Below are 11,892 nucleotides of genomic sequence, written 5' to 3'. Positions count from 1 at the left end.
GACCGGCCGGGCCACTTCGGCGGACGATCGCACTCCGCCGACCAGGGGTGACGGCGGTCGACAGGAGTGACGGCCGGCCGGGGCGACAGCCCGTCGGGGCGACGGTCGATCAGGCCGTGGTGTCCCACAGGAGGTGCAGGCTGAGCGGCTTGCGGAAGACCAGGCCGTACGGGGCGGTGGGGTGGGCCGGGTCCAGGCGCAGGCCGGGGAGCCGTCCGAGCAGGTCCCGCAGGGCGATACGGGTCTCCAGACGGGCGAGGTGTGCGGCGAGGCAGTAGTGCGGGCCGTGGGCGAAGGCCAGTTGGAGGCGCGCGTTCTCGCGGCGGACGTCGAATGTGTCGGGGTCGGGGAAGACGTCGGGGTCGCGGTTGGCTCCGGCCAGCGAGACGGTGACCAGGTCGCCCCGGCGGACGGTGACCGGGCCGAGGACGGTGTCGCGGGTGGCGTAGCGGTCCACCACCGCGGCGCCCGGTTCGAGGCGCAGCGACTCCTCGATCGCGCCGTCCAGCAGACCGGGGTCGGCGCGGACCAGGGCGAGTTGCCCGGGGTGGCTCAGCAGGTGCAGCAGCGCGTTGGTGATCATGCCCTCGGTGGTCTCGATGCCGCCGAACATCAGGACCGCGGCGTTGGAGGCCACTTCGGCCGGTGTCAGCCGTCCGGCTGCGGAGACGAGGAGCGAGGCCGCGTCCCGGTCGGCGACGGTCGCCTCCACGGCTGCCCGCAGGCGCGCGTAGGCCGCGGTGCCGACGGGCTGCGCCTCCTGTCCGGCGGTGATGTCCGAGACAGCCGCCACGATGGAGTCGTACCAGGACAGGACCGTGGCGGTGCTCGTGCCGACCAGCCCGAGTGCCTCGGTCACGACGGCGACCGCGAGCGGACCGGCGAAGGCGCGGCGCAGGTCGGCGGTGCCGTCCTCCTCCAGTTCGGTGATGAGCCGGTCGCTCTCCCCCTCGATGAACGAGGCGAAGCCGTCATGGACCGCGCGGGGGCGGAAGGGCGCGGTGAAGGGCTCGCGGTGGCGGGCGTGCGCTTCGCCGTCCAGGGACAGCATGCTCGGCCCGACGACCTGCGCCGTGGAGAACCGGGGGTCGTCGACCGTGAAGGTCTCGGCGTCCCGCATCACGCTCATCGCGAGGTCCCGGCGGGTCACCAGCCAGCCGTCGAGTTCGGGCAGCCAGGACACGGGCTCGTGCGCGCGCAGACGGGCCAGTCGTGCGTGGGGGTCGCGGGTGAGTTCGGCGAGGGTGGTGGCGGCGCCGAGGGGGGAGGAGACGTCGGCGTTCATCGCGGGGGCCGGGGTGGTGAGATCCGGGGCCGCGAGGTCCGGACGGGTATGGGGTATCCGATCACACGCAAGGCTAACCCTGCCCGGTATGTACCTCATCCTGCCCGGCCGCTCCTCGGTGGACGCGGTAGGTGGTGAGCACGGCGGTGACCACTTCGGTGCGGGATCGCAGGCCGGTGCGGGCGAACAGCCGGGTCAGGCGGTTGGCGACCGCGTCCTCGCTGAGCCGCAGCACCGTGGCGATCTGGCGGTTGGTGAGCCCCTCGGCGATCAGGGTCGCGAGCAGTTGTTCGTTCTCGGCGGTGGCCTGTCTGCGGCCGGGGACGGTGGTTCCGGCCTCGCGCATGGCGGTCCTGGTGTGGAAGCGGGGCAGGGCGGCGCCGGCCAGGCCGAAGAGTTCGTACGCCTCGTGCAACAGGGCGGGCGGGCCCGCGCCGGCGTCCGCGGCGGCGACGAGGGTCACCGCCGTCTCGAACGGCTGGCTGCGGGAGCGGGCGAGTTCCACCGCCTCACGCAGATTCTCGTGGCCGGAGCCGAACCCGTCGGGGCCGTGCGGGCCGGTGTGGCCGACCGGGTCGGCTCGACCGGTCTGGTCGGCTCGGCCGGTCTGACTGACTCGGCCGGTCTGGTCGGCTCGGCTGTTCTGTCGCTGGACGTCGGCCGACGCAAGCAAGAACCTGAGCCGAGTCCTTGTGTCTCCCGTGCGGTCGGAGATCCGTCGCAGGCGTCGCAGGCAGGCCGCCGCCTCACCCGGACGTCCCTCGTCCGCGTGCACCTCGGCGAGCGCGGCCCACAGTTCACCGGTGCCGGCGATCTGGCCGCGGTCCGCTGCCGCGTCCAGACCTCGGCGCAGTACCTTCTCGGCGCCGGCCGGGTCGCCGAGGGCCCGCAGCAACTCCGCCTCGACGGCGTCCAGGGAGTACTCCAGCGGGCCCTCCCCGCCACCGCTCGCCGCGTCCCCGCGCACGCTGTCGAGAAGGCGGCGGGCGCTCGTGGGGCGGCCCCGGGCCAGCAGGACGGCAGCGGTCCGCGCCGGGATCAGCTGGCTGTCCGCCGCGGGGGTGCTCGTCTGGTTGTTCGCCAGCATCCAGCGTGCCGACTCCAGTGCCTCGTCCCACCGGCCCTGCAGATGGCGCCACAGGAACAGGCTCCGGGGGGCCAGCAGGTCGGCGGTCAGGCCGTGCGCGTCCAGCAGGGCTTCGGCCGCGCGCAGGTCCCGGCCGCTGAGCAGCTCGTCGAACATGGTGGTGGCCAGCGCGTGGACGTGACCGGTGTCGAGGCGCGCGGCCTCCGGGAACGCCAGCGCGTCCCGGAAGCGCTCCGGCCGCCCCAGCGCCAGTTCCGCCACGGCCCGGAAGTAGGCGGGCAGCACCCGGGCATGGGCATCGGTGGCCCAGACGGGCTCGGTCCGGGCCAGCAGGTCCAGTACCTCCTGCCACCTCTCCAACTGGCTGAGGGCCAGCGCCCGGCCGGTCACGGCGGCCAGGGCGGGCAGGCGCAGCTCGTCCCACCATCGCGCCGTGGCCAGCCGGGACAGGGCCCGCCAGTCGAGGTCGTTGGCCGTCGCCGCGGTGAACAGGCTGGCGGTGTCCTGCAGCGCCGGGGGGCCGAGGACGTCCGCCAGGTTGCGCAGGATCGACTCCGCGATGGTCCGCGCGGTGTGGTGGTCGCCGGCGTTGTAGGCGGCCTTGGCGTACCGGTGGAGGGCCGCGACCCGGTCGGCGGGCCGCTCGGCGAGGTGACCGGCCGCCCGGCACCACCGGAGCACTCCCCTGCCCTCGGAGTCGGGGTGCAGCCTCTGTGCGGCGGCCGTCAGTTCGGCTACCGCGCGGTCGGGGTCGACGAGCGAGCCGGCTTCCGCGACGCGGTCCGCGAGGTAGGCCACCGCGTCGGCCTCGTCCGGCAGGGCCGCGACCGCCGGTCTTCGCGGATGCGGGGTGGCGCCCTGCGGGCTCGCCTCGTCCTGGTCCGCCCACAACGCCTCCACGGCGGTGGCGGCCAGCCTGCTCCGCTCCAAGGGCCCCAGCCGCTCCCGAACGGCATACGCCACGAACGGCACCCGGAACCGCCACCCGTGCGGGGGTACGCGGTCGCCACCGGGGAGGCGACCGCTTCGGGGCGCGGGGACGGGGGCGGCACCGTCGTCGGCCCCGGGGGCGACCGTGTCGGCACCCGGGGCGGCAGCAACGACGGGCCCGGGGCCGGGGCCGTCGGCGCGGCCGGATCCGGGGACGGCAGTCAAGCCGTCGGCGACCGCAGCGGCTCCGGGGGCGACCGTGTCGGCACCCGGCGCGGCAGCAACGACGGGCCCGGAGCCGGGGCCGGGGCCGGGGTCGTCGGCGCGGCCGGATCCGGGGACGGCAGTCGAGCCGTCGGCGACCGCAGCGGCTCCGGGGGTGGGCGCCTCGGCCGCTTCGGGGGCCGTGGGGACGGCGGGGCCGACGGGGCCCGTCTCGGCGTGGCGGGGCGTGGGGGTGGCGCCCGGTGTCGGGAGGGCTTCGGTGAGCTCCGCTTCGGTCAGGGCGCGGAGCGCGTCGCTCACCGCATCCGCGGACAAGCCGGTCGCTGCCGCGATCAGTGGCGCGGCCCGCCCCCCGAGCGGCCACAGGACGCTCAGGGCCCCGGCCACCGTGCGGCACGACTCGTCCAGCTCGTCCAGCGCCGTCATGAACCGGTCGTCGTCCGGCAGCACCGGCGTCGGTCTGCGCGCGCCGACGAAGGCGTGGCCGTCGGCCACCCTGATCGCGCCCTGCCGCGTCCAGCCGGTGAGCAGCGCGTCGACGGCGCCGGGCACCCCGAGGGTGAGCTCCCGCACCCGCCGGGCCAGCGTCGTGTCGGGCGTGGCCCGCAACCGGCGTGCCAGCATGGTGGTGGTCTCGTGCGGTCCGAGCCGGGACAGGACGAGCGTGTGGGTCCCGTAGACGCCCTCCCACCCGGTCGCCCCCGGCCCACCGCGTCCCGCTTCCGAGGCCAACAACCGGACGGTGTGCGGCACATGCGCGAAGTCGGTCTCCCGCAGCACGGCCAGCGAAGCGGCGTCGGCGTGCTGGAGGTCGTCCGTCACCACGACCACGGGGGTGGGCCCGGAGTGCGTGAGAGCGGCGCGCAGCAGTCCCGCCATCGCCGTCCTGTCACGCTGCTCGGCCGCCCGCAGGGCCTCGGCGGCCGGCCGCGCCGACCGCGGGTGCGCCGCGGCCGTACGGTGCTCCTCCAGCGCCATGATCAACCGCAACGCCAGCAGGAACGGCCGTCCCCGGTCACCGGGAACACACGCCACGTCGAGGACGTCAGCACCCTCCGCGCGCAGCAGTTCACCGGCCGCCCGCACGAACTCGCTCCGCCCGACGCCTCGTTCACCGCGGACGAGCACCAGGCGCGGCCCCTCCGGATCGCTCAGCCGGCCGTGGACCTCGTCCACCTGCCGTTCGCGGCCCACCAGTCGACCGGCGGTACGGTCCAGGCTGACGGCCGTACCCCCGTGCAGCAGCCAGGGGGTGTCGGACGGAGCAGTCATTGTCCTCCGCGCTCTCCTCTACGACATGTGCCGGGCGGGCGGTGGCGCGCCCACGCGTGGAGAGCGCCGCCGGCCGGCCCTTCGTCCGGGCCTTCGGCCGGCGACAGCCATTATGGTCATGTGCGGACGGCTGTTCGCATGGGGCCGTTTCCGCTGGTCGTTCCCGTCCGGCGTGTCCCGGATCAGGAGGCGTGGGCGTGTATGACGGCCGGCCTGTCACAGGCCGCGACGGCGAGATCCGGGAGGTGACCCGGACCCTGCTGTCCACCGGTGACACGGCCCGTGTCCTGCTGATCGTCGGTGCCGCCGGAACGGGCAAGACCACCGTGCTGGAACACGCTCGGCGAGCGGCGGTCGAGGAGGGCGCCAGGGTCCTGCGGCTGCGCTGTCACGCCGACGCGAGCACGCCCGGTGCCACCGCCCTGGCCGACGGCGTCCACAGCGCGCTGGCCAAGGTCCACCGCCGCCGGAACACGGCCCGCGTCGGCGGCGCCCGCCGAGCGGCACGCCAACCCATCGCGCAACACGGCGAGTTGACCCAGCTCGCCGCCCTGAGTGAAGCGCTCACGGAGGCCGCCCGCGACACCCCGTTCGCGCTGGTCGTCGACGACGTCGAACACCTGCCGTCGGCCACGGCCGCCGCCCTCGGCCTGCTGATACGTGTCTTCCGCCCGGCCGGTGTGCCGATGGCGCTGGCCGGCCGACCGGTGCACCCGAGAGATGGCGGAGTTTCCCAACTGACCTCTGCGGCCGACCGGTTGCTCGAACTGCCGCCGCTACGTCCCACCGACGTCGAGGCCCTGATGGAGCACGTGCTCGGCCGCCCGGTCGAACCGGCACTGGTGACGGCGGTGCTGCGCGCGCTGGGCCCGATGGCGGGCACCCCCGAGGCCGTACTCTCGGTGCTGGACTCGATGGACGGGCACGGCGGCTTCCTCGAACTGGGCGGCCATGTCTGCCTGACCGAGCCGGAGCAGGCACTGCGGCTCACCACGGACGTGGCACAGCTGAAGCGGCTCTGCTGGCCCGGCGAGCCGCCGGACGCCGCCGGCCTGGACGGGGCCGCGGCGGTGGCCCGCGCCCTGGAACACGCCGAGATACGGTTCGCCGATCTGCACCGGCTGAAGCCGGGCGGCCCCCGCCGGGCCGGTCTCGTCGACCGGACCCTGACACCGCTGGTCGAGGAGGGGATCCTGACCGTGGACGAGGACGGCCGGGCGTCGTTCGCCGTCCCGGCGCTCGCGGCGGCGCTGCGCGCCCTGCCCACCCACCACGACGTCGCGTCCCTGCACGCCCTGATCACCAGGTCGCTGAGCGACCGGCTCGGCGCGGAGACCGCGGGGGGCGGCCATCCCTGCCTCGCCGATCATGTGACCGCCGCCGGGACCGAACTGGACGACGCGCTCGCGGTGGACGTGCTGCTGGCGGCGGCCCGTACGGACGCCAGGTCCGACTGGCCGCGGTCGGTCCGCGCCTACTCCTCGGCGCTGCGACGCCTGACTCCGTACGACCGCAGGACGACCGGTGTGCTCTACGAGTCCGCCGAACTGAGCCTGCGTCACGCCGACCATCCCGGCGCGCTGGCCCTGGGCGAACCCCTGCTCGCCCGCCTGTACGCCTCCTCCGCCGAGCGGACCACCGGTCCCGGCACAAGCACCAGCACTTGGGCCGGAAGCGACGTCCCGCAGGGAAGCGGCGGGCAGGACGGGCGTCAGGCCCATGGTCGGCTGGGATACGTCACCGAAGTGTGGGCCCTGGCGGCGCTGCACGAACACCGGTTGCCGCACACCCACGACTCCGGCACCTCGGACACCAGCCCTCCGCAACACCTGGCCGCGGTGCGGGAGTTCGCGGCGCTGGCCGGTCCGTACGGGATCGTCGGGGCCGTACGCCCCCCGGCAGGCGAGGACCGCCCGAGGGTGCGCCGGCCGGTCGCCGGCCACCGGCCCGGAACCGGGCCGCTCCCCTCCCCCGCCGAACTACGGCTGCTCGCCGCCGCGTCGGGCGGGCACACGGAGCTGCTGCGGGCACTGAACGCCCTGCCACCGGAGGCGAACAGCACGCACACCGTGGACCGGCTGCGGCACGCGGCCACCCACGCGGACCTCGCCGACGCCCTGGCCGCCGTGCTCGGAGACCGCTACACGGGGGCGGGGGACAGCACCGCCGCGCGCCACCACGCCATGGTGCGCCGCTATCTGGAGGGTGACTGGGACGGGGCTCTCTCGGCCGCCCGCCGGATCGAGGCGCGCAGCCGGACCCGTGGCACGGCAGCCGCCACCGCGCAGGGCGCCCGTGCTCTGGCGGCCGAGATCCACTGTGCGCGAGGGGAGTTGGGGCACGCCCGGGCATGGTTGGAGCTCATTCCCGACGGTGTGACCCATCCCCTGGTCGGCTGGGCCAGGTTGGGGTTGCGGTACTGGTCGGGCGGGGCGGCCCAGGCACTTCAGGAGGCGCGCGAGGACGTACGGCGGGCCCGTGGGAGCGGTCTGCTGTCGGGCATCGAGAAGGTGCTGCTGCGGCACCTGTCGTACGCCCTGCTGGAGGGCTTGCCCGAGGTCATGGGCCGGACGCTGGAGGAAATGGAAACGCTGCACGAGGAGGTGGGCTCCGCCCTGACCCGCGAGACGGTGCAGCTGGGGCGGGGCCTGGTGCACGGAGACGTGGACGGCGCGCTGGCCGCCCTGCGGTCGGTCGACGGGCGCGGTGATGTGTACATGGGCCTGCTCTGCCGGCTGTGCCTGGTGGAGATCGACGACGACTCCGACCGGCGGCTGGCCGAGGCCTCGTATCTCGCGCAGTCGCTGGGGATCGGGCGCGCCACCCGTACGACACTGGGTCACATGGCGCGGCGGCGCAGTCTCGTACTGCCGAGGGTGCGGCCGGCCAGGGACCGGTTGAGCGAGGCGGACGTCAGGCTGACGGTGCTGGTCAGCGACGGGGCGACGAACCGGCAGATCGCGGCACGGCTGGCGTCGAGCGAGAAGACCGTGGAGCGGCGGCTGACACAGCTGTTCCAGCGCACCGGGTGCCGCTCGCGGGCCGAACTGGCCGCGGCCTGGCTGGACGGCAGCCTCGCCGACCGCGGCCTGGTGCCGGACGGTGTGCCCGGCACCGTTCGGTAGCGGCCCGTCAGCCGCGTTGGCCGCGCTGGCCGCGCTGGCCGCGTTCACCGCGTTGGCCGCGTTCGCCGCCGGGTCGGCTCCGTCGGACGGGTCAGGAGAAGCGGGCGGTGTGGGTGTCGACGAGGACACCCAGGCGGCCGGTGTCCAGGGAGCCGTCCGTGTGCACCCCGATCTGCCACTCCGCGTCGGTGATCCAGCCGAGTACCAACAGCGCGTCGGTCTCGCGCAGCGGGGCGTCGGCCCATCTCTCGTCCCGGAACTGGGCGGCGGTGACCACGAAGAGACGACGAGTGCGCGCCGCGCCGGCCGTCGCCCCCGCGGACGTCCCGGTGTCCTCGTGGGCCAGGGCCTCCTTCCGGGTGGCCGCCGGGTACAGCCGGGCCGACCGCGAGCCCAGTCCGTCGGTCACCGGAGGGGTGGTCGCCGAACCCACCAGGACCACCGTGGCCAGGTGCCCGACGGGCCCCGAGACGACCTCGGTGATGAGAGCCTGCGCCAGGCGCAGCACCTCGTGGTCGTCACCTGTCAGCGCGATCGGCCCCGGCAGCTGCGCGAGGTCGACCAGCACCCTGTCTCCCCTGTGCAGGCCGAGGGTGACGGTCAGGGAGTACGGATGTGTGGGCGCGCCGCCGGAGGTGCCGGTCGCGCGCAGGCTCGCCGGGTCCAGCGACCACTCCTTGCCGGAGACGTCCGACGTCCACGGCGAAGGCGCCGCCACGTCGGCCTGCGCGAGACGCGCGGTGAGCCGCTGTCCCGAGTGGACGACCGTCTGCACGACGGGCAGTCGGCGCGCGTCCCTCGCGCGCCCCTCGGCCAGCGCCTGCAGCCCCAGGGCGACGGCCTCCAGTACCTTCCGGTCGGCGCCCGGCCCCGCGGGGCGGGCCTGTCCGGAGGAGGAACCGAGTTTCCGCCGGGTCAGTGCGGCGGCGGCCCCGAGAAGCACCAGGCCGAGCACCACGAACAGGACAAGGAACACGGTCATGGGACTACCTTTGTTGCTAGAAGTGCCAGAGGTTCGCGGGGCGGTGCCGGGAGTCGCCGCGAGCGGCCAGGAGTGGTCACGGGCCGCACGGCATCCCGCACACGCGCTCCGGCAACCGGAGTGCGTCGGAACCCGCTCGCACCCATCGTCGTGCGGTTGGCACCCCTGGTGAAGCCGTCCTTGCGAACCTTGCCGTTCCGTACAGGAAGTTCTTCGAAGTTCTCGCGCGTCTCCCGCCGAGCCGCCTTGCGCCGGGCCCGCTGCGGGGCGGCCGGGTGCTCGCGCCAGGTTTCCCTCGGTTGTGCGACGGCGGGCCCCGCCCACGGCTGTCCGGGGCCCGCGGATGGCAGCATCGGCCCCCGGAACCATCTGGACGGCCACATTCCTCATGGGCGACCACAGACCCGAGGCGGGAGGGCCCATGCCCCAGCAGGTCCAGCAGAGCGAGCAGGTCCAGCAGGCCCAACAGGCCCAGAAGGCCCAGCAGGTCCGGCAGGGACGCACCGAGACCGTGCGCGTGGCGATCCACGCGCCTGAGCCCTTGGTCCGTGCCGGACTGGCCGGCTTCGCCGCCCTGGACCCGTGTCTGCACGAGCTGCCCGGGGACAGGATCGGCGAGGCGGACGCGATCGTGGTCGCCATGGAGGTGGCTGACGCCTCGGTGCTGGACCTGCTACCCCGCCTGAGCGACGGACCCGACGCACGCTTCCTCGTGGTCGTGGGCAAGCAGTGGCGGGCGGATCTGACGGCGGCACGGAAGCGGGGCGTACGCGGCGTCGTGTGGTGGGACTTCTGCAGCCCGGCCGTCTTCGCCCGGAGCGTGCGAGCGGTGGCGGGCAGTGACGGGAGCGCTCCCACTCCCCCGCACGGACCCGCGTCCACGTCCGCGTCCACATCCACATCCGCGTCCGCACTGGGGGTGTCTCACACCGAGCACACGGGCGGGCACCTCCCCTCCGGCGCCACCACCGCCACGGCCACCGCTGGCGCCACCGCCACCGCCACCACCCGCGCCCGGACCGTACCCGAGCTGAGTTCGCGCGAGGTGGACGTGCTGCGTCTGATCGCGGAGGGAAAGCAGTGCGACGAGATCGCGGTCGAACTCTCCTACTCCGAACGCACGGTGCGCTACATCCTGTACGGCGCGATGAAGCGCACCCGGACCCGCAACCGCGCGCACGCCGTGTCATACGCGATACGCGCCGGACTGATCTGAACTCCGCCGTTCGACGACGCCGTCGGATACGTATGCGCGCGGGAGCAGTTCGGCCGTCCCGTGGGTTCGTTGCAGGCCCTGCGCCACCGGATCGCCGACCTCGCCACGGCAATCGAGTGCACCTGCCTGCTGGTGCGCCAAGTGGCCCTGGACGTGAACGGCTTGGGCGTCATGCCGCCGGGTGGGTGGCCGCTCGGGTGAGTGCGACCGCGGTCCGCACGGCGCTGGCGACGGCCTCGTCGGCTTCGAGTCCGCACAGGTCCGTGAGGACGAAGAGGGCCTCGGCGCTCACCACGACCGCCAGGCCGCGCTTGAGCTGGGCGAACGCGTCCGGGTCGGCCGCACCGAGCGTGTCCTCCACCGGACGGAGCGCTTCGTCGATGAGCCCGAAGCGGATGCCGGGGCGGGCCGCCACCGTCTCGGGACGGGTGATGGTGGCCGCGATCATCGCCCGCACCGAACCCTGCCGCGCGAGGATGCCGCGGAGCAGATAGTCGCAGGCGAACGCGATGCGCTCGACGGGATCCGCGGAGCCGGCCACCGGGGCGAGCGCCTCCGCGGGCGGCGACCAGGCACCGGCCAGCGCCTCACTGATCAGCGACGGCAGGTCGGGGAAGTACCGGTAGGCGGTGGCCTCGGAGACGAGCGCGGCGCGGGCGATCGCCGGCATGGTCACCTCGGAGCCCGCTTCGATCAACTCCCGTGCGGCTGCCAGGATCGCCGTCCGCGTGCGCAGCTTCTGGTTGGTGCGGCCCGCACCGGCCTGGGTCGCCATTCCCGCGCCCCCTCTCTCGTCGACAGCCACGTACACGATATCAGCGAGTTCTCGACATGAGAGCGCACTTGCATAACGACACTCGACCTCCGTACTCTCCTGAGGGTCAGCTCTCACGACGAGAGCGCGCACTTGAGGAGCTCCCTATGGCCGGCACCACCCACCCACTCCAGCTCGACCGGGGCACGGTCGATGTCACCGTCGACGTGCAGGGTCAGGAGGGGCGCACCTTCCTGCTGTTGCACGGAGGCGGCGGTCCGCAGACCGTCACCCCGTTCGCCGGCTTCCTGGCCGGGCAGCGGCCCGCCAGGGTCCTCACCCCTCTTCACCCGGGCTTCGGCGGCACGGTCCGCCCCGAGTGGCTGACCGATGTGCCGACCCTGGCGCAGGTCTACGCCGACCTGCTGGAGGAGCTCGACCTGCGGGACGTGGCCGTGGTGGGCAACTCCATCGGCGGCTGGATCGCCGCCGAACTGGCGGCTCTGGGCAGCGAGCGGATCAGCTGTGTCACCCTCGTCAACGCGGTCGGCGTCCGCGTCCCGGGTCACCCGATAGCCGACACCTTCTCGCTCACGCCCCCGGAGTTGGCACGCCTCTCGTTCCACGACCCCTCGAAGTCCCGCTTCGACCCGAACGCGCTCTCCGCGGAGCAGCGCGCGGTCATGGAGGCCAACCGTGCCGCGTTGCGGGTCTACTCGGGCCCGCACGACATGGCCGACCCCACGCTCACCGACCGGCTGGCCAAGATCGACCGTCCGACCCTGGTCGTCTGGGGCGCGAGCGACCAGGTGGTGGACTCCGACTACGGACGCGCGTACGCGCGGGCCGTCCCCGGCGCGGACTTCCGTCTGCTGGAGGGCACGGGCCACCTGCCCCAGGCCGAGACGCCGGAGCAACTGCTGCCGGTGGTCTGGGACTTCGCGGAGTCCCACACCGCGGACCGCACACGGAACTGACCGGACGCCCCACGGCGACGTCGGCACCGACATCGACAT

General features: G+C 74.1%; 7 protein-coding genes and 1 pseudogene. 4 read left to right on the top strand and 4 right to left on the bottom strand.

Going from position 1 to position 11,892, the window contains the following annotated elements; genetic code table 11:
- Positions 1 to 109 precede the first annotated feature (109 nt).
- Together K3769_RS01090 and K3769_RS01085 are read right to left on the bottom strand one after the other, a co-directional pair.
- Entirely contained in the window at positions 110 to 1,285 is a 1,176-nt protein-coding gene (locus K3769_RS01090) for a cytochrome P450 (protein WP_267024502.1), read from the bottom strand.
- A gap of 73 nt (positions 1,286 to 1,358) precedes the next feature.
- Positions 1,359 to 4,799, bottom strand: a complete 3,441-nt coding sequence (locus tag K3769_RS01085; protein ID WP_267024501.1) for an AAA family ATPase — start codon at positions 4,797 to 4,799, stop codon at positions 1,359 to 1,361.
- Between the two features lie 191 nt (positions 4,800 to 4,990).
- Here K3769_RS01085 and K3769_RS01080 point away from each other — a divergent pair, with 191 nt between their 5' ends.
- On the top strand, positions 4,991 to 7,924 hold the full coding sequence (locus tag K3769_RS01080) for a helix-turn-helix transcriptional regulator (RefSeq protein ID WP_267024500.1): 2,934 nt from the start codon (positions 4,991 to 4,993) through the stop codon (positions 7,922 to 7,924).
- Positions 7,925 to 8,015: 91 nt separating this feature from the next.
- Here K3769_RS01080 and K3769_RS01075 read toward each other — a convergent pair whose 3' ends face one another.
- Entirely contained in the window at positions 8,016 to 8,906 is an 891-nt protein-coding gene (locus tag K3769_RS01075) for a hypothetical protein (RefSeq protein WP_267024499.1), read from the bottom strand.
- A 421-nt stretch (positions 8,907 to 9,327) separates the two neighbouring features.
- On the opposite strand from K3769_RS01075, the gene K3769_RS01070 reads away from it, so the two are divergent.
- Both K3769_RS01070 and K3769_RS01065 read left to right on the top strand, forming a co-directional pair.
- Positions 9,328 to 10,122 (top strand): helix-turn-helix transcriptional regulator, encoded by a 795-nt coding sequence (locus K3769_RS01070; RefSeq protein ID WP_267024498.1) that lies wholly within the window; start codon positions 9,328 to 9,330, stop codon positions 10,120 to 10,122.
- 9 nt (positions 10,123 to 10,131) lie between these two features.
- Positions 10,132 to 10,275 (top strand): annotated as a pseudogene (locus K3769_RS01065) (acyl-CoA dehydrogenase family protein); the annotation flags it as partial.
- Positions 10,276 to 10,291: 16 nt separating this feature from the next.
- Here the strand turns inward: K3769_RS01065 and K3769_RS01060 are convergent.
- Positions 10,292 to 10,897, bottom strand: coding sequence for a TetR/AcrR family transcriptional regulator (locus K3769_RS01060; RefSeq protein ID WP_267024497.1), 606 nt, complete (start codon positions 10,895 to 10,897; stop codon positions 10,292 to 10,294).
- Between the two features lie 146 nt (positions 10,898 to 11,043).
- Here K3769_RS01060 and K3769_RS01055 point away from each other — a divergent pair, with 146 nt between their 5' ends.
- The gene (locus tag K3769_RS01055) at positions 11,044 to 11,853 is read left to right on the top strand and encodes an alpha/beta fold hydrolase (RefSeq protein WP_267024496.1); all 810 of its coding nucleotides are present in this window, start codon (positions 11,044 to 11,046) and stop codon (positions 11,851 to 11,853) included.
- The last annotated feature ends 39 nt before the right edge of the window (positions 11,854 to 11,892 follow it).

The organism is Streptomyces ortus (assembly GCF_026341275.1).
GTDB lineage: Bacteria > Actinomycetota > Actinomycetes > Streptomycetales > Streptomycetaceae > Streptomyces > Streptomyces ortus.
Note: the sequence above shows the minus strand (reverse complement) of the source record. Positions and strands in the feature narration are given on the sequence as shown.

Coding starts and splice junctions, on each gene's coding strand:
- K3769_RS01090 (WP_267024502.1), bottom strand. CDS start 1,285: ATGAACGCCGACGTCTCCTCCCCCCTCGGCGCCGCCACCACCCTCGCC.
- K3769_RS01085 (WP_267024501.1), bottom strand. CDS start 4,799: ATGACTGCTCCGTCCGACACCCCCTGGCTGCTGCACGGGGGTACGGCC.
- K3769_RS01075 (WP_267024499.1), bottom strand. CDS start 8,906: ATGACCGTGTTCCTTGTCCTGTTCGTGGTGCTCGGCCTGGTGCTTCTC.
- K3769_RS01070 (WP_267024498.1), top strand. CDS start 9,328: ATGCCCCAGCAGGTCCAGCAGAGCGAGCAGGTCCAGCAGGCCCAACAG.
- K3769_RS01060 (WP_267024497.1), bottom strand. CDS start 10,897: ATGGCGACCCAGGCCGGTGCGGGCCGCACCAACCAGAAGCTGCGCACG.
- K3769_RS01055 (WP_267024496.1), top strand. CDS start 11,044: ATGGCCGGCACCACCCACCCACTCCAGCTCGACCGGGGCACGGTCGAT.